Raw genomic sequence first — 19,811 nt, 5'->3', positions numbered from 1 at the left:
ACCTCCTAAATCGTCATACCGCCATCAATTGTTAAAACTTCCCCAGTAATATAATCATTTTCCGCTAAAAAGACTGCTGCATCAGCAACCTCAGCAGGTTGACCAAAACGTCCTAAGGGAATTTCTTCCAGCATTTTTTGCTGAACCTTCTCACTTAAAACTTCAGTCATACTACTTTTGATCATACCTGGAGCAAGCGCATTACAACGAATATTTCGTAAAGCGCCCTCTTTGGCAATTGTCTTAGTTAGCCCAATCAATCCGGCTTTGCTAGCAGCGTAGTTTGCCTGTCCCAGATTGCCATGCAATCCAACCACACTGGCTAAATTAATGATGACACCACTTCTTTGCCGATACATTTTTTTTAAAACTTGGCGTGTTAAATCAAACGCTCCAATCAAGTTGGTCTTAAGAACCTGTTCAAAATCATCGGTTGACATACCAATGATTAACTTGTCTTTAGTAATACCTGCATTATTAACTAAAATATCAAGTTGCTGATTTGACTGATAGATTTCCGTCAAGATTCGTGCTACATCAGCTGATTTGGCAATATCTCCTAAGATTATTTGACATTTAACACCGGTCTTTTTTATTTGTTCAGTCAAATCCTCAGATATTTCATGACGCGCATTTAAAATGATGTCACTGCCATGTCGAGCAAAAGCTAAGGCAATCTGAGCACCAATCCCCCGCGAACTACCAGTTATAAAAACTGTTTTACCTGTTAAATCCATTTTTTGCCTCACTTTAGTGTTGTTAGAAACTTTTGATAGGTTTCCCATTTGCCAATCGCAACAACTGGAACATCAGGCAAAGTTCGTTTAGCAAATTTAGCTAATGTTTTCCCCGGACCAACCTCGATTAGTAAATCAGGTTGATAATCTTTCTGCATATTTTTTAAACAATCAACAAAATGGGTTGGAGAAATAACTTGCTTTGCTAATGTTGCTTTTAATTTATTTGGAACAAATTTCTCAGTTGTCGTATTGCTAATTACTGGAGTTTGCCAATCTTTAACTGGCACATTAGTTAAATAATCTGCTAGTTTCTGACTAGTATTTTTGAAAAGCAATGTATGGAAAGCACCACTGACTTTTAAGGGAATCACTTTTTTGATTCCTTGATTTTTCATTGCCTTGACGGCCTGCTGCACTGCCTCACTTTGGCCCCCAACAACAACTTGTTGCTCAGTATTATAATTAGCAATCCCAACAAAATGATTAGTCTCACTGGTTACTTGCTGGCAAATTTCGGCAACTTTTTGTACATCAGCTTTCAAAACAGCAACCATTGAACCATCCGCTTGCTCTGAGTCAGCTTGCATATAATTAGCCCTTGCTTGCAGCAAACGAATACCGGTTTTCTCATCAAAAGCACCTGCAGCCATTAACGCCGTGTATTCTCCCAAACTCAGGCCCAACATGGCTACTGTTTCAACTGCTGGTAAATCCTGTTGTAATTGATAAAAAACACCTAATCCAAAAGCCGTGATCGCCGTTTGAACATTTTGCGTCCGTGACAATTCGTTATTCTGATTTTTGCACAGGGTCAAGAGATCTTTTTGCAAATAATCGCTCAGTCTTCTTAATGTCTGCTGATAAACTTTGCTGTTTTGGTAGAAATCCAACCCCATGTTGCTAAACTGAGCTCCTTGTCCGCTAAACAAAACTCCAATTTTCATAGAATTATTCCTTCGCTGCTAATTGTTTTTTGACATACTCAACTACATCTTTGATGGTTTTAACATTTTCATCAGCTTCCAATTTAATATCAAGATCATCTTCCAATTCATTCATGATTTCAAAAACATCCAAACTATCTGCATCAAGATCATCCTTAATATCTGATTCTAATTTAATTTTGTCTTGATCAACATCTAATTGTTCAGCCACGATTTCTTTTACCTTGTTAAAAATTTCTTCTTCTGTCATAATTAATCCACTCCTGTGATTTTAATATTTAATAATCTGTGTTCCGACCGTTAAGCCACCGCCAAAACCAGTCAGTGCTAAAATTTGGCCACGTTTAATCTTCTTTTTATCAATTAGTTCATCTAATAAAATTGGCACACTGGCAGCTGAGGTGTTGCCATATGCTGCAATATTCATTGGAAACTTTTTCAATGGTTGCTGCAATCTTTTGGCAATCTGAGTGATAATTCTTGAATTGGCTTGATGAACAATAAACCAGTCAATTTGATCTAGCTGCAAATTGCTCTTTTTGGTTGCTGTAATAATTGATTCTGGAACTCGATGCGTTGCAAAAGTATAAACGTCGCGTCCCGCCATTTCAAAGGCTCCATAACTATGGGGACTATTAGCTGGAAAGCTTGCTAATGGCAATGTTTTACCTGCTTGCAAACTGGTCGCTAATTCACCAAAAGTTTGCAAATGATTGCCCAAAAAGCTTGAAGTGCTTGCCTGCTGATTTTCAAGCAACACTCCAGCGGCCCCATCGCCAAATAAAACAGCTGAGGTCCGGTCATGCCAGTTGATTACTTTAGATAAGACTTCACCACCAATTATCATTACGCGGTGATAATTCATATTACCCATAAACCCTTGAGCAACAACTAATGAATAAACGAATCCTGAACAAGCAGCACTAAGGTCAAAAGCAACTGCTCGTTTTGCATTAATTTTGCCTTGAACAATTGCAGCTGTTGCTGGTGTATAATAATCTGGCGACATTGTAGCAACAATGATCAAGTCAATTGATTCTGGCGACCAACCACTTTTTTTCAACAATTCAGCCGCAACTTCTGTACATAAATCAGAAGTATTTTCTCCTTCACTGATTCTTCTTTGCTCAATACCAGTTCGGGTTTTGATCCATTCGTCAGACGTATCCATCAAATGGCTCAAATCCTCATTTGATACTTGATGTTTTGGCAGATAATGACTGCTAGTAATAATTTTGATTGCTGCCAAATCAATTCTCCTTGTCTTATGAACGCTCGCGCAAGAAAAGTTCTAAATTTCGTAATGCCTTTTCAATTGTCTTAATTTCATCTTGATCTAGATCCTTCAAGAAATTTCGAACCATCATTCGATGAAAAGCAGCATGCGCACGAAACATCAAACGCCCTTTTTTGGTTAAACCTAAGCGAATTACACGACGATCATCATTACTTCGAATTCGCGTAACATAATTCTTTTTAGTTAACCGATCAATGGTTGCCGTCAAAGTTCCCGGCGTCAAATGTAATTCCTTAGCGACTTGTGAAACTGTTTTGTGCTCGTACATCGTAATTGCATTGATTGCATGCATTTCTTTAATAGATAGATCATTAAATTGACTTTTCTTAAGTTCTTTTTCCTCGATCCACAAAATGTCATTATAGATTCTGACTAATGAATCGTTGATTATTTTTGTCCGATTTTCCATTGCGTAACGTCCATCCCTTTTTCTAATATAATTTGATTATCAAAGTATTCACGAAAAAAAACAATCTTTTTGCTAGATTTTTTGATTACGTTCCGCAACAACAAACATCAATTCGGCTGCACAGGCTACTTTTTCATCAACCAATGCCTTGGCAGTAACGATTCCCATATTCTCTCTTTTTTTGGTTAGTTCGATTTTAAGCTTAAGCACATCGCCCGGACGGACAACCTGACGAAACTTAGCTCGGTGGATCGCTCCTAAATAAGCAGTTTTCCCTAAAAATTCGGGAGATTTTAAAATCAAAATCGACGCAGCTTGCGCTAAAGTTTCAATAATCAAAACTCCAGGCATAACTGGATTTCCTGGAAAGTGTCCCCGAAAAAATGATTCATTAATTGTTACATTTTTCGTTGCTGTGATGCTCTTGCCTGCTTCAATTTCATCAACATAGTCAATATAACAAATTGGAAAACGATTAGGGATCAAATTCATAATTTCCTGTGCGTCCATAATTGCCATGCTTGTCACCTCACTCAAATTTATTTCGAACATCAAAATATTCGATACTCAAATAATATTGCATTCAAAATAAAAAGTCAAATTAAACTTAAGAAACCTCCCATTTTTATAATCTCTTATTAAATAATTAAGACAAAAAAATAAAGATCAGCGCGTTGACTGATCTTTATCTGCAATTAAGCAAGTTGTTGAACTAAAAAGTTAATGAGAAGTAATTTAATTTTCCGAATCCTCTTGCTTTTTATCCTCTATTGCCTGTTGCTTAGTTTCTTTTGCTTGTTCATTCACTGACTTATCAGTTGCTTTCACTGTAGCTGAATTCTTGACTTGCATAATTGCTGAAGCCTCAAAGGTCAGATAAATTCCATCACAATCTAAAACTACTGTATGGTTTGCTGTATCAAGACTATCAATGGTACCATGCAAACGTCCTAGAGTTATTACTTCATCACCCTTTTTTAAACTTCCCAACATTTGCTGACGCTTCTGCTGCTGCTTTTTTTGCGGTCTGATCATCATAAAATACATCAGGGCAATCAAAGCGGCAAACATAATGATTGTTGATATTGTACTACTATTCATGATATTCACTCCTAATTATTTAATCAGTTTTAACTTTAACAGAGATTCGTGATGAGTGCTAGGCTTTTTATTGAATTTTGTGATTTTGTTAAAAATTACGATGATTTCTGCGATTAAAACCATATTCTTCAAAGAAACGTTCGCGAAATTCTAACAAATTATCCGCTAAAATTGCTTGGCGAATACTTTGCATCAAGTGTAATAAGAAATATAAATTATGATAACTTGCTAAACGCAAGCCAAGTGTTTCCCCAGCTTTGAATAAATGGCGCAGATAGGCTCGCGAATAATTTTGGCAGACATAACAATCACAACGATCATCTAGCGGACCAAAATCATGTGCATAACTGGCATTTTTGATTACAACACGGCCATGCGAAGTCATGCAGCTGCCATTACGGGCAATCCTAGTTGGCAACACACAATCAAACATATCGATACCGCGAATCACACCATCGATCAAAGAATCAGCTGAACCAACGCCCATCAAATAACGCGGTTTATTGGTTGGCAAAAACGGAGTCGTAAAGTCAAGGACATGATTCATCTCAGCCTTGCTTTCACCGACTGAAAGACCGCCGATCGAATAACCAGGGAAATCCATGGCTACTAAATCACGAGCACTTTGCTGCCGTAACGCCCGGTGACCACCGCCTTGAACAATCCCAAACAAAGCCTGTCGATCAGGATGCTGATGGGCTCTCAAACCCCGTTCAGCCCAGCGGCTAGTCCGTTCAACCGAATGTTTGATATACGAATAACTCTCAAAAAAAGGTGGGCATTCATCAAAACTCATGATAATATCTGCCCCTAAAGCATTTTGAATCTGGATTGATTTTTCTGGTGATAGAAAAAGTTTTTCACCACTTAAATGGCTACGAAAATGAACTCCTTCTTCGGTAATATCCCGAATTTTGGCCAAAGAAAAAACTTGAAAACCACCAGAATCTGTCAAGATACCTCGTGGCCAGTTCATGAACTGATGCAAACCACCAGCTTCTTGAACGATTTTTTCTCCCGGACGCAACCATAAATGATAAGTATTTGAAAGAATTACGCCGGCACCCATTGCTTTTAATTCTTCAGGCGTCAACGTTTTAACAGTTGCCTGAGTTCCAACTGGCATAAACATTGGTGTTGGAAACGTCCCATGTGGCGTAATTAATTCGCCCAATCTTGCACCAGTGTGTTTTTCTTCTTTGATCAGCCGATATTTTACAGCTGGTTGTGACATACAAATTCTCCTATCTTTGTTATTTAATAAACATTGCATCGCCAAAGCTGAAGAAGCGATATTTTTGTGAAACAGCATGTCGATAAGCATTCAAAATATTTTCTCTGCCAGTAAATGAAGCAACTAGCATAACCAACGTTGATTTTGGCAAATGGAAGTTGGTGATAAAGGCCTGAACAACCTGCCATTGATAGCCTGGATAAATAAAAATGTCTGTCCAACCACTATCAGCTTTGATTTCACCGTTAAATTTTGTACCAATTGTTTCCAAGGTCCGAATCACGGTTGTCCCTGTTGCAACGATCCGCCCACCATTTTTACGAACATCATTCAAAGTTTGGGCAGCGTCTTCACTCAAACGGTAAAATTCACTATGCATCTGATGATCCTCAATATTTTTTTCAGAAACCGGACGAAAAGTTCCTAGTCCCACATGCAAGGTTAGATAAACCAACTGAACTCCTTTATCAGCGATTTTTTGCAATAATTCTTTGGTAAAATGCAATCCAGCTGTTGGAGCAGCCGCTGAACCAATTTCCCGGGAATAAACTGTTTGATACATTTCTGGATCTTCAAGTTTTTGTTTAATATACGGCGGCAGTGGCATTTCACCTAAACGATCTAGGATTTCCATAAAAATACCGTCATATTCAAACCTAATCATTCTACCACCATGTTCAAGTTCTTTAGTGACAACTGCCCTGAGTTCACCATTGCCAAACGTGATCTTGGTTCCAATCTTTGCCCGACGCGCTGGCTTGATTAGCGTTTCCCAATTATCACCGTCAGTGTTATTCAACAATAAAACCTCTAAATGGCCACCAGTATCTGGCTTTTCACCATAAAGACGTGCCGGCATGACCCGTGAATCATTCATTACCAAGGCATCACCAGGATTTAATTGATCAATGACATTATAAAAAACATCATCCTGATACTTTCCGGTTTGACTGTCCAAAATCAATAAGCGGGAATGATCACGCTGTTTTAGCGGTGTTTGAGCGATCAATTCTTTTGGTAGCTCATAATCGAAATCTTCTGTTGTTAAATGTTCCTCTGTCAAAATTTCCATCCTCTTCTTTTAATCTTTTTTATGATATGGCAAATTTAAATGTTGATAAGCATTGAACGTGGCTACGCGACCGCGCGGAGTCCGTTTGATCAAACCTAATTGCAGTAAAAATGGCTCAACCATTTCAGTGAGCGTTTCAACTTCCTCGCCAATATTGGCTGCCAAGGTGTTAATGCCGACTGGACCACCATTATAAAATTGAATCATAACTTTTAATAATTGTCGATCGGTGTCATCCAAGCCTAATTTATCAACATGTAACATTTTTAAAGCTGCATCAGCTGTTGATTGGTCAATTACCTGATCATGCTGCACTTCAGCAAAGTCACGAACTCTTTTTAATAACCGATTAGCAATTCGTGGCGTCCCGCGAGAACGACCAGCAATCGTTTGAGCCCCAGAATCACTAATTTGGGTCTGCAACAACTTAGCAGTTCGTTTAACGATCTTGGTCAGTTCTATCTGATCATAAAACTTCATGTGAGCAACAATTCCAAACCGATCACGTAATGGCCCTGATAATAATCCAGCCCGCGTTGTGGCCCCAATTAAAGTAAACGGCGGTAAAGTGAAATGAACTGGATGTGCAGTTGGTCCTTGCCCAATCACAATATCAACATAAAAATCCTCCATTGCTGAATACAAAACTTCTTCAACCACTTTTGGCAACCGATGGATCTCATCAATAAATAAAACATCCCCCGCTTCGAGTTCATTCAAAAGCGCTACTAAATCACCCGGTCTTTCAATCGCTGGTCCGCTAGTTGTCCGTAAATTGACTTGCATCTCATTAGCAATGACAATTGCTAAGGTTGTCTTACCCAATCCAGGTGGTCCATATAATAGGACATGATCTAAGGCTTCTTGACGACTCCTAGCAGCTTGAATATAGACTTTCAATTCATGTTTGATCGCTGTTTGCCCAATATATTGATCAAAAGATCTGGGACGTAATGAAAAATCATTTGCTTCATCGCCAACTGGCTGATTAGATACCAGCCGGTCTTTATCTGACATTCAATCACCTCCTAGTTTTTCATTAAAAGCTTCAAACCTAAGCGCAAATATTCATCCGTTGTTTGTGCTGCAGCCTGCTCCAATTTAGGAGTAATTTTTTTAATCTCGTTTCTAGTATAGCCTAACGCTGCTAAAGCTGCTAAAGCCTCCTGCAATATGCCTGAATCAATTTCTGTTGCAGGAGTTAAGGTCGTCTGGACTGTGTTTGCTACTAGCTTCCCTTTCAAATCCAAAACAATCTGCTGAGCTGTCTTTTTACCAACACCAGGAAATTTTGTTAAATAAGAAATGTTATTGCTGCTAATAGCTGTTATTAAGCCATTAAGATCGTCAGTTGCCAAAATTGCTAAAGCACTCTTAGGACCAATCCCTGAAACATTCAGTAACTTAACAAATAACTTTTTTTCGGCTTGGGTCTGAAAGCCATAGAGTGAAATATCATTTTCTCTGACTGCCTGATAAACAAAAACTTTTTGTTCTTGACCAATTTTAAATTTAAAAGGATTAGCTGCATAAACCAGAAAGCCAATTCCACCTACCTCAATAACAATATACGCCGGATCGATCTTAGCTATCTTGCCAACTAGATAATCATACATTTTATTCCTCCGTTAATTATAGCTGATTTCTTTGACTTTGATGCGGATCTTGAATGCGTTTAAACATTTTTTCCAAAGCACTTTTGGAAAAATGGATCAGAACTGGACGGCCATGCGGACAGTTAAATGGATTCTCACACTCTGCCAACTGACTGAGCAATGCTCGGGCTTGCCGATCATCAAGATGGTGATGGGCCTTAATCGATAGCCGACAACTCATATTAATTGCTGTCTGTTCCCGAAAAGCCGCAATTGAGATCTTGCCATCACGCAAAAGGCAGTCGATCATTTCTCGGATCATTGTTTCTTCCTTACCATCTTCAAACCAAGTTGGATGTTGATGAATAATAAAACTATTTTGACCAAATTCTTCCAGTTGCACACCAACCTCAGCCAATTTAGCTATGTTTTTTTGAATGATCAAGGCATCACTGGTTGAATAATCGAGGACTAAGGGCACTAATAAAGATTGCTGATCTTTGGCAACTTCCCCCATCGCTACTCTAAAGTACTCATATTTGCAACGTTCCTGAGCGGCGTGCTGATCGATCAAATAAAAACCATCTTCTGCTTCTGCCAGAAGATACGTATCATGAATTTGTGCTAAATAACGCAAATCTGGAAATCTTTTTTTTATTGGTTCTGATTGTTCGCTAGCCGTAACCATTGTCGTCTTTGAATTAACAGCTACTTGAGGCTCTTCAAGTACTCGCTTGTTTTGATACTTTTGGTCCCAATTTTTAAGTTTCTCTGTCAAATCTTGACGTTTTTCAATAATTATTGCTTTTTTAGCTGCTGACATGCTGGCTGCTGTGACCGACGTCTTGGTTGCCATTTCTTTGGTTGGTTGTTGAGATTTCAAAGCCTGATTAGTCACAACTATCGGCTGATCTTGATGATGATACTGTTGTGAAGTCTCATTGAGCTTTGCATCTAAGTCTGCAAAATCCAGACTAGTTGGTGCAGATTTAAAATTATCCAAGGCATCTGGAATTAGATTTTCAGTAGCTAACCGCTGATAAATCGCGGTTTTAATCAATTCACACAGCTGTTTTTCTTTACTGATCCTAACTTCTTGCTTTGTCGGATGAACGTTAACATCAACAAGGACTGGATCTAATTTCAAAGCAACAACTGCCAATGGGTAACGGCCAACCATCAGTTTCGAACCATATCCCTTGATCACAGCATTAGCCAACTGATAGTTACGAATGTAACGGCCATTCAACAACAACGTAATATAATTTTTAGTTGCCCGCGTTAACTTTGGCAAAGATACAAAACCGTCAATTGTAAAGTCAAGATCATTGGCATGAACTGACAACATCTGTTGGGCATTTTTCACTCCATAAATTGCACTGATCGTCTGCTGAAGATTACTATTCCCAGCAGTTTGTAATAAAGCCCGTTCATTATTGTGCAAAGAAAAAGCAATTTCAGGGTGACCAAGTGCTAAACGGTCAACTATATCGCTAATCACTGCTAACTCCGTCTGTGGACTTTTTAAATATTTTAACCGCGCTGGCGTATTATAAAACAATGCCTTCACTATGACCTCAGTTCCTTGTGGCCGCGCAATTATCTTTTTATCCACTTGCTGACCACCGCGAATCTCAATTTCCATCCCTTGCCCGTCAGTCATTGCCGTTTTCAGAGTCACATCGGCAACTGAAGCGATACTCGGCAGCGCTTCACCACGAAAGCCTAAGGTTTTAATTTTAAATAAACCACTTTTGTCATGCAATTTACTGGTCGAATGCCGTCTGAACGCCAATTCAAGCTCATCAGCAGCTATTCCCTGTCCATTGTCAATAACTTTGATCAATGAAAGTCCAGAATCAGCGACATAAACATCAATTTGTGTACTTTGAGCATCAATTGCATTTTCAATTAGCTCTTTAACAACTGAAGCTGGTCGTTCAACTACTTCACCAGCAGCTATTTGATCAGCTAAAATTGCTGGCAACTCTTTGATCCTAGTCATCTAATTCCTCCAATCACTTTTGTTTTAATTCCTTTTGCCATTTGAATAATTGATTTAAAGCAGCTAGTGGAGTCATTGAAACTAAATCTGCTTGTTTGATCTCAGCAATTAGCTGTTGTTGTTGGCTGGAAAGTGGAACTTGCTCGGGGACAAATAATGAAAGCTGTTGATCCTTTGACTTTTTTGGGAAACTTGTAGAAAGTGAAGATTTAGTCCGTGAATCGCTTTGAGCCTGAGTTTCCAAGTCTGCAAGTAATTTGGCTGCCCGCCGCAATAATTTTTCCGGCATGCCAGCTAATTTGGCAACGTGAATTCCATAAGATTTATCTGCTGGGCCTGCTTCGACCCGATGTAAAAATGTTAACGTACCATTTTTTTCGACCGCACCAACGTGGACATTTGCTAACTGTTTCAAATTCTGATCTAGGAATGTTAATTCATGATAATGCGTTGAAAATAAAGTTTTAGCATGAATCACATTATGAACATATTCAATAATTGCTTGAGCCAAGGCCATTCCATCATAGGTTGCTGTCCCACGGCCAATCTCATCAAATAAAATCAAACTATTTTGGGTAGCATGTTCCAAAGCTTGATTAGCTTCCTGCATTTCGACCATAAACGTTGATTGACCGCCAATCAAATCATCAGCTGCACCAATGCGGGTAAAAATTTGATCAAAAATTGGTAATTTGGCTTTTTTGGCAGGTACAAAGCAACCAATTTGAGTCAAAACTACGGTCTGTGCCAGTTGCCGCATATAGGTGCTTTTACCAGACATATTTGGTCCAGTAATCAACAAAATATTTAAATTTTCAGGCATCCTAATGTCATTTGGCACGTAACTCTGCTGACCCATAACTTCCTGCACAACAGGATGCCAACCAGCTGAAATTGCAATTTCATGTTTTTTGGTCAACTGCGGTAGCACGAAATGCTGCTGTTCGCTGACAACTGCAAAACTTTGCAAAACATCCAGTGCCGCAACACTAGCTGCCAGCTGCTGAAGACGTTTAATATAATCTTTGATTTGTTCACGCAAATCAACAAATAAACGGTATTCCAAATCAACAGCTTTGTTCTCAGCTCCGAGAATCAAATCTTCTTTTTCTTTTAACTCTGGGGTAATAAAACGCTCGGCATTCGTTAAAGTCTGTTTTCGCTGGTAGCGATCCGGCGGGAGTTTATTCAAATTGGTTTTGGAAACTTCAATGTAATAACCAAAAATCCGATTAAAACCAATTTTTAGATTATTAATGCCAGTTGCCTGCCGTTCATCTGCTTCTAATTTAGCTAGCCAGCGTTTACCATTTTTCATCGCATCTTTATACTTATCAAGCTCTTGATCAAAACCTTCTTTGATCAAATTACCATCAGTAACTGACATTGGCGGATCATCAACGATTGCCCGATCGATCAAATCAACAACCTCGGCTACTGGGTCAATCTTGGTTAACAAGCCTTTAAAACTGCCATCATCAATTGTTGTCAGCAAATAGCGAATCTTTGGCACCTGCTGTAATGATTGCTTGAGCTGTAATAAATCACGCCCATTGACGGTTCCCAGAGCAACTTTACCAGCAAGTCTTTCCAAGTCATACACTCGGGTTAATTCATCGCGCAATTCGCTACGCTCAAAATAGTGATCAAGCAAGTTTTTGACACGTGTTTGCCGCAATTTTATTTTTTTAACTGACAGTAATGGCCGCTCTAACCACTGTTTAAGCATTCGACCACCCATCGCTGTTTTGGTTTGATCAAGCAGCCATAACAAAGTTCCTTGCTTCTTGCCAGTCCGATTATTTTGCAAGAGTTCCAGATTCCTGCTAGAAGCATGATCAATCTTTAAAAAATCTGAAGGTTCATAATGTACAGCTTTTTGTAAATGACTTAAACTGCGCTTTTGTGTCCGAACTAAATATGTTAATAAATGACTCAAAACAGTTTGTTCTAAACCATTTTGAATATCTTGCAAAGCATAACTAACTTCGGCACTAGTTTGTTCTTTGGCTTGGTGCGAAATCATAATTCTTAAAGGATCGATCACTGTTAAAGTCTTTTCAGTGACTGAATCATCAATAACTACTTCTTTGGTCCGCAAGCTTATTAATTCATTCAACAAAACTTGTGGGCTCTCAAGTACAGCAGATTTTAATTCACCGGTTGATAAATCAGCATAAGCAAAGCCAAAATGATCAGCTTGCTGATGAATTGCCGTTAAGTAATTATTTTCTTTAGCTTCTTTTGCTCCGTTGTCAGTGATTGTTCCCGGAGTGACAACCTGAATAACCTCGCGTTTGACCATTCCCTTAGCCAACTTAGGGTCTTCCATTTGCTCACAAATAGCAACTTTATACCCCTGATCCACCAAGGTATCAATATAGCTTTGCGCAGCGTGGTGCGGAACCCCGCACATTGGAATTTTCTCAGCCGCATTTTTATTCCTAGTCGTTAAAGTTAACTCTAAAATTTGCGCACCTTTGATTGCATCATCATAAAACATTTCATAAAAATCACCTAGACGATAAAACAAGAAGGCATCTGGATATTGTTGCTTAACCTGCAAATACTGTTCCATCATTGGCGTTTTTTTAGTTTTTTGTGGCATTAGAATTCTCCTTTAAAACATGAATGGATGATCTGGATTAATTTGAATCGTTTGAATTTGTTTTGCTTTGCCGGACACATCATCCAAGTCTACATAGCAAGCTCCCAAACAGCGTCGGCCTTGTTCATCAACTTCAAAGCGGGTCGGCATTTGGTTGACAAAACGCTTAATGACTTCAGGCCTTTGCATTCCTAAGATGCCATCATAAGGTCCGGTCATACCGACATCACTCAAAAAGGCCGTTCCTTGTGGCAAAATGCGAGCATCATTCGTCTGCACATGAGTATGAGTCCCGATTACTGCTGAAACTCTACCATCAAAACACCAAGAAAAAGCTTCCTTTTCACTGGTTGTTTCCGCATGAAAATCGACTACGATCAATTTTGTTTGTTTGAGCAAACGCTCAATTAACCGCTCAGCAATTGCAAAGGGATCATCAGACGGTGACATGAAAACCCGACCCTGTAAATTTACGACTGCCAGCTTTAACTGATTGATTTGGATTAACGTGTAACCTTTGCCTGGTACTTGACCAGCTGAAAAATTAGCTGGTCTGATCAACTTATTGGCTTCACCAATAAATTCTTCAATTGCTGGATTATCCCAAGTATGGTTTCCCATCGTGATGACATCCGCACCAGCAGACAATAACCTCTTGTATGCGTGACGATCGATTCCCTTGCCATGAGTTGCATTTTCACCGTTAACAACCGTTACTTGTGGATGATACTTTTGTTTCAACTGCGACAAATATGTTTCGAGCATTTCCTGCCCTGCATTCCCCATAATATCGCCGACGAATAAAATTCGCATTTTTTTCCCCTTTTCTAAGTAACCTATTTATATATTTTAGCATTTTTATTTCCTAGGTGCGAAAAGTAGTTCATTTAAAATTCCAGATAGAAAAAACTACAATAAAACTAATGCTTTATTGTAGTTTCACCAAGATTTTTTAATCAATTTATTATGTCTTTTTGAAAAAGTCGATTATTTTGCATATTCAATTGCTCGCGTCTCTCGAATAACTGTAACTTTGATATGACCTGGGTATTCTAATTCATTTTCGATCTTATTTTTAATGTCACGCGCTAAAACTACTGATTCTAAATCATTAACCTCATCTGGTTTAACGATTACTCGAACTTCCCGACCTGCTTGAATCGCATAACTCTTCTTAACACCGTCAAAACTGTTAGTAATTTTCTCAAGTTTTTCCAACCGATGAATATAATTCTCCAGCGATTCACTTCGAGCTCCAGGCCGAGCAGCCGAAATTGCATCTGAAGCTGCAACCAAAACTGCAATTGTATATTTTGGTTCAACATCTCCGTGATGTGAGGCAATTGTGTTAATGACTACATCACTTTCATGATACTTTTTAGTCAACTCAACTCCAATTTGAACGTGAGAGCCATCGACTTCATGATCAATGGCCTTGCCAATGTCATGCAGTAGACCTGCTCGTTTAGCCAAATTAGGATCTTCCCCTAATTCAGCTGCTAGGACCCCAGCAATTTTAGCCACTTCAATAGAATGATCTAAAACATTTTGACCATAGCTGGTCCGATATTTCAACCGGCCAATTGTTTTAATCAAATCAGGGTGAACTGAATGCAGTCCCAATTCAAAAATAGCTTCTTCACCAGTTTCACGAATTTTAGCATCCATTGCCTTAGTGGCTTTTTCAACCATTTCTTCAATCCTTGCTGGATGAATTCTGCCATCTTGAATCAATTTTTCGAGGGCCATCTTAGCTATTTCACGCCGGATTGGATCAAATCCACTTAAGACAACAGCTTCAGGAGTATCATCAATTATCAGATCTATGCCAGTTAATGTTTCTAACGTCCGAATATTTCGACCTTCACGCCCAATTATTCGACCCTTCATTTCATCATTTGGTAACGACACGACCGAAACAGTTGTTTCCGAAACTGTGTCAGCAGCACTCCGTTCGATTGCTTGCGCGATCAGATCCCTTGCAGTTCGATCGGCTTCTGCTTGCGCTTGTGCTTCTTTTTCTTTGATCATAACTGCTAATTCATGATTCATAGCATTTTTAGTTGTTGTCATGATCTCTTTTTTTGCCTGTTCCTGAGTCAAAGCGGCAACGCGTTCTAGTTCAGTTTGTTGTTGTTTGACCAAAGAGTCTGCTTCTTGCTGACGTTTTTCCAAATCCTTTTTTGACTTTTCAATTCGATTCTCTTTTTGAACTAATCCTTGCTCACGTTGCTCTAAGGAAGAATCCTTACGATCAAGATTCTCTTCCCGCTGCAATAATCGATTTTCCTGTCTTTGAATCTCCGAACGTCTTTCTTTCAACTCTTTTTCTATCTCGCTGCGATAACGATGACTTTCGTCCTTAGCTTCTAAAATAGCCTCTCTTTTTTTAGCAGCTGCTTCCTTCCTAGCGTTTTCGATAATTCCCTTCGAAGTTTGCGTTGCTGCATCAAGTTTTTTTTCATAATTTTGCTTACGAAAAACTATACCAAAAGCAAATCCAATACCCAAAGTTACAAGAGCGATGACGAGGTAAAGCAATATTGCATTCAAAATTTCACCTCCACATCGTTATAAATGATTAAAAAGCAAACATAATCATTGATTTGATGTTTAATTATGCATACATTGTTATTTTACGGTTTAAACTAGGTCAATGTCAACATAAACTAATTTCCAATTATTTAAAATGGTTCTGAGGACAGTTAATCTCTCAGAACCATTTTCACAAAATTATTTAATCTGTCGATATTCAAATTTTATCCTTCAGGCAAATTTTCATCTACTTTAGTATCTTCACTATCTGCCTCAGTTGGATCAATTCCGTAAGCTTGGCGAACCTTTCTAGTCAATTCTGCCATCAAATCCGGATGACCCTTAAGATATTGTTTAGCATTTTCTCTCCCTTGACCAATTCGTTCATCACCGTAAGAATACCAAGAGCCACTTTTATTTAATAAGTCTTTTTCAACTGCCATATCAACTAATTCACCGGTTTTAGAAATACCTTCTCCATACATAATATCAACTTCAGCCCGTTTAAATGGCGGAGCAACTTTGTTTTTAACTACTTTGATTCTTACACGATTACCAATAATGTCAGTCCCATTTTTAATTTGTTCTGCTCGTCTGACTTCTAACCGAATCGTTGAATAAAACTTCAAAGCTCGGCCACCAGGTGTTGTTTCTGGATTACCAAACATAACCCCCACCTTTTCGCGAATCTGATTAATAAAAATTGCGATCGTTTTAGTTTTATTGATCGAACCCGACAACTTACGCAGAGCTTGTGACATTAATCTAGCTTGCAAACCGACATGTGAGTCGCCCATTTCCCCTTCGATTTCAGCCCTTGGAACCAATGCCGCAACTGAATCAACAACTACAATATCAATTGCCCCTGATGAAACCAAGGCATCGGTTATTTCAAGTCCTTGTTCACCTGTATCTGGCTGTGAAAGCAACAGTTCATCAATATTAACGCCTAAGTTAGTTGCATAAGCTGGATCAAGGGCATTTTCAGCATCAATATAAGCCGCTACGCCGCCTTGTTTTTGAATTTCAGCCACTGCATGCAAAGCGACCGTTGTTTTACCAGAACTTTCAGGTCCATAAATTTCAACAATTCTTCCTCTTGGATAACCACCGACTCCCAAAGCTTCATCCAAAGCTAATGAGCCACTTGAAACAGTTGAAATTTTAGTATCAGCTTTTTCACCCATTCGCATAATTGAACCTTTGCCAAAGTTCTTTTCAATTTTTTTTAAAGCTGCATCTAAGGCTGCCTTTCTTTCATCGGCCAAAATCAATTCCTCCTTCAGTAAACATAATTGTCTATTAAGATTCTTTCAAAAAATTAATCGAACAACCGTTCGCCCTATTTTACCAGTTTTCTTCTGATCCAGTCAAGTCCGGTTAAAACTGTTCTTTCGCGAATAAATGGTCGCGTTTTTGAAAAATGAAAGACTTGGCTCTCAACTGGCTGATCCTTAAAACTTAGCCCGATCCAAACCGTTCCAGCCGGCTGACCTTCTAATTTAGCTGGTCCTGCTACACCGGTAAACGAAACTCCGATATCCGTCTGTAATAGAGCTTGTGCCCGTTTAGCCATCCATTCAGCCGTTTGTGAACTGACCACTCCATAACGATCAACAATTTCAGTTGGAATCCCTAATAAGCTCTTTTTAGCTGCTTTAGAATAGGTCACAAAGCCACCTGGAAAAACTTGTGAAACTCCCGGAACATCAGCTAAAGTCGCTTGAAATTTTCCAGCCGTCAAACTTTCAGCTGCTGTTATGCTCAACCCTTGCTGTTTCAATAAATTGACAACTACTTTTGCCAAGCTATTATCATCACCATACCCATAAAAATAATCGCCAATCCGATTGTTAACTGCTTTCTCAAGTTGATCAAGTAATTTGGTCGCTGCTAAATCGGACTGACCTGTAGCTGTTAATCGCAAGGTTACCTCATTTTCTTTGGCATAAGTCGCTAAAGTCGGATTAGTTTGCTGGTCAATTAAATCTGCCAATTTTGCCGCAATCATTGATTCACCAATACCAAAGAAACGCATAACCCTTGAAGCCAGCACGTGTTGATTCAAATAAGTCTTTTGCAGTTGAGGAATTGCTTGTTTAACAAACATTGGTTGCATCTCACTTGGCGGTCCCGGAAGCAACAAGAAATCAGTTTTGGCAGGATCACGGTAAAAATCACCAACAGCAAAACCAGTTTCATTTTTTAGTGGGAGCGAATCCGCAATATACAATGCTTGCAAACGATTATTTGCGGTCATTGTTTTATGAGTTTCAGCAAAATAGCTTTCAATTTTTTTCAAAGCTACCGGTTCACTCTGTAACTTTTTACCTAAAAATGCTGCGACCGTCTGTTTAGTCAAATCATCTTTAGTCGGACCCAAGCCACCAATTAAAATTACTAAGTTGCTACGAGTAGTTGCTAATTTGATTGCAGCTGTTAAACGTTGCTGATTATCACCGACAACGGATTGATAGTAAACATCAATTCCTAAATCTGCTAAGCGTTTAGCAACAAATGGTGCATTGGTATTGACAATTTGTCCAAGTAATATTTCTGTTCCAACTGCTATGATTTCAGCATTCACAATTATCCCTCCGTCTTAATATACGCTAAGAAGTCAAAAAAGTCTTTAAAAAAACCCGCGGCAAATCACCCGGGTTTAATATAATTTAAATTTTATTTGCCAAATGAATCTGCAAAAATTTCACGGCTATGCACAAAATAATCAATTCCAGAATAAACCGTAAAAAATAGACAAATATACAACAAGATTTCACCAATTGGAAAATTAATTGCTGCAAAGAAAATATTATTTAAAAATAAGAAAATAATTGCCAGCATTTGGGTTGTTGTCTTAATTTTTCCAGGCATAGCGGCAGCAATTACCTCACCATCATTTTCGACTACAATCAATCGTAATCCAGTTACTGCTAGTTCGCGACAAACAATAATTGCAGCAACCCAAGCAGGAACTTTTTGCAGCGAAACTAAAATAATAAAAGCTGTCATAACCAACATTTTATCGGCTAATGGATCAGCAAACTTCCCAAAATTTGTTACTAAATGATGTCGCCGGGCAATTTGCCCATCAGCGAAATCAGTAATCGAAGCAGTTGCAAAAATCACAGCTCCCCAAATCTGAGCAACTGGAATCACCGTGCCACCAACCGCAACACCACCCCAATTCCAGGGAACTAATAAGACGATCATGAAAACCGGAATCAAGAAAATCCGAATGACCGTTAATTTATTCGGCAAGTTCATCAAAAACATCCTTTCAATCAATCTTGGCTTTGGACATTAACAGTCAACGTTCTAACCGTCAATGTACTGTTATCTTTCAAAAAGTTAAATTTTTTCCCGTTGATCGTAATTGAAGTTGCCTTAGAATTCCCCAAATTGAATGAAAGTTTGGTAGCATCTGCTGGAAGCGACACTTCATGCGATTGTCCAGCAGTTAATGTTCCTTGCCATTGCTGACTGCCATCAATTGAAATCGCACTCCAAGCTTTGGCACTTGCCGTTAATTTAATTTTACTTGTTTGTTTTTTAGCAGTTGTCAGTTCATAAACAAAAGACTGGCCTGAATTGCTGGTAAGCTTAATTTTTTGGCTAGTTTTTTGTTTAGTTGATTTCTTTTTAGTCGAATTCTGCTTTGCTGAACTTGAACTAGCTTGCGAACTCTTCTTAGTGGTAGAATTTTCTGATTTTTTCTGACTTTTAGTACTGGAAGAAGAAACCGAAACCTTGCTGCTTTGAATCTCCTGAGAACTGGAATTCTTTTGATGATTATTCCAAGCCACAAAGTAAATCGACCCTAAAATGACCACAACTACTGCCACAATAATAATCGTTGGTAATAGATTCAAAAAATGATTGAAACGATCCGTTCGTTGCAAATCTTTTTTTGTAGCCGCTGTTCTGGTTGTTGGTTCTTCAACTGTTTCTACTTGCTGTTTTGGAGACTGTAATTGGTTTAATAACTCAGCTGGATTTAAGCCGACCGTCTCAGCATATTGTTTAATAAATGCCCGAACATAAAAGACACCTGGTAAAGCCGCAAAATTTTCCTCTTCAATTGCAATCAAATACTTTTTTTGAATTTTGGTGATTTGTTGCAAGTCATCTAAAGTATAGCCCTTTTCAATTCGTGCTGATTTTAAAGTTTTTCCTATTTCACTCATTTAAACAACTCTCCATTTAAATAATCCCGATATCATTTTTAATTAAAAACCTAATTTAAGTATAGCATAGGCTTGGATAAATAT

General features: G+C 38.6%; 19 protein-coding genes. All 19 read right to left on the bottom strand.

Going from position 1 to position 19,811, the window contains the following annotated elements:
- Window positions 1-5 precede the first annotated feature (5 nt).
- The 19 genes from fabG to KH893_RS00710 all read right to left on the bottom strand — a co-directional run bounded on the left by fabG (window position 6) and on the right by KH893_RS00710 (window position 19,727).
- The gene (gene fabG / locus KH893_RS00800) at window positions 6-737 is read right to left on the bottom strand and encodes a 3-oxoacyl-[acyl-carrier-protein] reductase (protein WP_281164266.1); all 732 of its coding nucleotides are present in this window, start codon (window positions 735-737) and stop codon (window positions 6-8) included.
- An 8-nt stretch (window positions 738-745) separates the two neighbouring features.
- The gene (locus KH893_RS00795) at window positions 746-1,684 is read right to left on the bottom strand and encodes an ACP S-malonyltransferase (RefSeq protein ID WP_281164265.1); all 939 of its coding nucleotides are present in this window, start codon (window positions 1,682-1,684) and stop codon (window positions 746-748) included.
- 4 nt (window positions 1,685-1,688) lie between these two features.
- Window positions 1,689-1,934, bottom strand: coding sequence for an acyl carrier protein (locus KH893_RS00790; protein ID WP_281164264.1), 246 nt, complete (start codon window positions 1,932-1,934; stop codon window positions 1,689-1,691).
- Window positions 1,935-1,955: 21 nt separating this feature from the next.
- Window positions 1,956-2,933: a beta-ketoacyl-ACP synthase III gene (locus KH893_RS00785; RefSeq protein ID WP_281164263.1), complete on the bottom strand. Its 978-nt coding sequence runs from the start codon at window positions 2,931-2,933 to the stop codon at window positions 1,956-1,958.
- 16 nt (window positions 2,934-2,949) lie between these two features.
- Window positions 2,950-3,390: a MarR family winged helix-turn-helix transcriptional regulator gene (locus tag KH893_RS00780; RefSeq protein WP_281164262.1), complete on the bottom strand. Its 441-nt coding sequence runs from the start codon at window positions 3,388-3,390 to the stop codon at window positions 2,950-2,952.
- A gap of 72 nt (window positions 3,391-3,462) precedes the next feature.
- Window positions 3,463-3,909 (bottom strand): 3-hydroxyacyl-ACP dehydratase FabZ, encoded by a 447-nt coding sequence (gene fabZ, locus KH893_RS00775; protein WP_281164261.1) that lies wholly within the window; start codon window positions 3,907-3,909, stop codon window positions 3,463-3,465.
- 216 nt (window positions 3,910-4,125) lie between these two features.
- On the bottom strand, window positions 4,126-4,491 hold the full coding sequence (yajC, locus tag KH893_RS00770) for a preprotein translocase subunit YajC (protein ID WP_281164260.1): 366 nt from the start codon (window positions 4,489-4,491) through the stop codon (window positions 4,126-4,128).
- A gap of 88 nt (window positions 4,492-4,579) precedes the next feature.
- The gene (gene tgt, locus KH893_RS00765; protein WP_281164259.1) at window positions 4,580-5,725 is read right to left on the bottom strand and encodes a tRNA guanosine(34) transglycosylase Tgt; all 1,146 of its coding nucleotides are present in this window, start codon (window positions 5,723-5,725) and stop codon (window positions 4,580-4,582) included.
- Between the two features lie 19 nt (window positions 5,726-5,744).
- Window positions 5,745-6,788, bottom strand: a complete 1,044-nt coding sequence (queA, locus tag KH893_RS00760; RefSeq protein ID WP_281164258.1) for a tRNA preQ1(34) S-adenosylmethionine ribosyltransferase-isomerase QueA — start codon at window positions 6,786-6,788, stop codon at window positions 5,745-5,747.
- Between the two features lie 18 nt (window positions 6,789-6,806).
- Window positions 6,807-7,814, bottom strand: a complete 1,008-nt coding sequence (gene ruvB / locus KH893_RS00755) for a Holliday junction branch migration DNA helicase RuvB (protein ID WP_281164257.1) — start codon at window positions 7,812-7,814, stop codon at window positions 6,807-6,809.
- Window positions 7,815-7,825: 11 nt separating this feature from the next.
- Entirely contained in the window at window positions 7,826-8,413 is a 588-nt protein-coding gene (gene ruvA, locus KH893_RS00750; RefSeq protein WP_281164256.1) for a Holliday junction branch migration protein RuvA, read from the bottom strand.
- 16 nt (window positions 8,414-8,429) lie between these two features.
- Window positions 8,430-10,397, bottom strand: a complete 1,968-nt coding sequence (gene mutL, locus KH893_RS00745) for a DNA mismatch repair endonuclease MutL (protein WP_281164255.1) — start codon at window positions 10,395-10,397, stop codon at window positions 8,430-8,432.
- A gap of 13 nt (window positions 10,398-10,410) precedes the next feature.
- Window positions 10,411-13,005 carry a DNA mismatch repair protein MutS gene (gene mutS / locus KH893_RS00740; RefSeq protein ID WP_281164254.1) on the bottom strand — a complete coding sequence of 865 codons (2,595 nt, stop codon included), beginning with the start codon at window positions 13,003-13,005 and terminating at the stop codon, window positions 10,411-10,413.
- Between the two features lie 12 nt (window positions 13,006-13,017).
- Entirely contained in the window at window positions 13,018-13,818 is an 801-nt protein-coding gene (locus KH893_RS00735) for a TIGR00282 family metallophosphoesterase (protein ID WP_281164253.1), read from the bottom strand.
- Window positions 13,819-13,992: 174 nt separating this feature from the next.
- On the bottom strand, window positions 13,993-15,531 hold the full coding sequence (rny, locus tag KH893_RS00730; RefSeq protein ID WP_427859742.1) for a ribonuclease Y: 1,539 nt from the start codon (window positions 15,529-15,531) through the stop codon (window positions 13,993-13,995).
- Between the two features lie 233 nt (window positions 15,532-15,764).
- Window positions 15,765-16,808: a recombinase RecA gene (gene recA, locus KH893_RS00725; RefSeq protein WP_281164252.1), complete on the bottom strand. Its 1,044-nt coding sequence runs from the start codon at window positions 16,806-16,808 to the stop codon at window positions 15,765-15,767.
- Window positions 16,809-16,882: 74 nt separating this feature from the next.
- On the bottom strand, window positions 16,883-18,127 hold the full coding sequence (locus tag KH893_RS00720; protein WP_281164251.1) for a competence/damage-inducible protein A: 1,245 nt from the start codon (window positions 18,125-18,127) through the stop codon (window positions 16,883-16,885).
- Window positions 18,128-18,219: 92 nt separating this feature from the next.
- The gene (gene pgsA, locus KH893_RS00715; protein WP_281164250.1) at window positions 18,220-18,807 is read right to left on the bottom strand and encodes a CDP-diacylglycerol--glycerol-3-phosphate 3-phosphatidyltransferase; all 588 of its coding nucleotides are present in this window, start codon (window positions 18,805-18,807) and stop codon (window positions 18,220-18,222) included.
- 17 nt (window positions 18,808-18,824) lie between these two features.
- A complete protein-coding gene (locus KH893_RS00710; RefSeq protein WP_281164249.1) occupies window positions 18,825-19,727 on the bottom strand; it encodes a helix-turn-helix domain-containing protein in 903 nt (300 codons plus the stop codon).
- Window positions 19,728-19,811 lie beyond the last annotated feature (84 nt).

This window comes from Liquorilactobacillus sicerae, from assembly GCF_029916425.1.
Classification (GTDB): domain Bacteria; phylum Bacillota; class Bacilli; order Lactobacillales; family Lactobacillaceae; genus Liquorilactobacillus; species Liquorilactobacillus sicerae.
This window is presented reverse-complemented; position numbering and strand designations above follow the sequence as displayed.

Bases quoted from the DNA above. Each gene is read 5' to 3' on its own strand.
- ruvA (WP_281164256.1), bottom strand. From the start codon at position 8,413: ATGTATGATTATCTAGTTGGCAAGATAGCTAAGATCGATCCGGCGTAT.
- KH893_RS00795 (WP_281164265.1), bottom strand. From the start codon at position 1,684: ATGAAAATTGGAGTTTTGTTTAGCGGACAAGGAGCTCAGTTTAGCAAC.
- mutL (WP_281164255.1), bottom strand. From the start codon at position 10,397: ATGACTAGGATCAAAGAGTTGCCAGCAATTTTAGCTGATCAAATAGCT.
- KH893_RS00790 (WP_281164264.1), bottom strand. From the start codon at position 1,934: ATGACAGAAGAAGAAATTTTTAACAAGGTAAAAGAAATCGTGGCTGAA.
- mutS (WP_281164254.1), bottom strand. From the start codon at position 13,005: ATGCCACAAAAAACTAAAAAAACGCCAATGATGGAACAGTATTTGCAG.
- KH893_RS00780 (WP_281164262.1), bottom strand. From the start codon at position 3,390: ATGGAAAATCGGACAAAAATAATCAACGATTCATTAGTCAGAATCTAT.
- KH893_RS00735 (WP_281164253.1), bottom strand. From the start codon at position 13,818: ATGCGAATTTTATTCGTCGGCGATATTATGGGGAATGCAGGGCAGGAA.
- yajC (WP_281164260.1), bottom strand. From the start codon at position 4,491: ATGAATAGTAGTACAATATCAACAATCATTATGTTTGCCGCTTTGATT.
- ruvB (WP_281164257.1), bottom strand. From the start codon at position 7,814: ATGTCAGATAAAGACCGGCTGGTATCTAATCAGCCAGTTGGCGATGAA.
- fabZ (WP_281164261.1), bottom strand. From the start codon at position 3,909: ATGGCAATTATGGACGCACAGGAAATTATGAATTTGATCCCTAATCGT.
- pgsA (WP_281164250.1), bottom strand. From the start codon at position 18,807: ATGAACTTGCCGAATAAATTAACGGTCATTCGGATTTTCTTGATTCCG.
- tgt (WP_281164259.1), bottom strand. From the start codon at position 5,725: ATGTCACAACCAGCTGTAAAATATCGGCTGATCAAAGAAGAAAAACAC.
- fabG (WP_281164266.1), bottom strand. From the start codon at position 737: ATGGATTTAACAGGTAAAACAGTTTTTATAACTGGTAGTTCGCGGGGG.
- KH893_RS00710 (WP_281164249.1), bottom strand. From the start codon at position 19,727: ATGAGTGAAATAGGAAAAACTTTAAAATCAGCACGAATTGAAAAGGGC.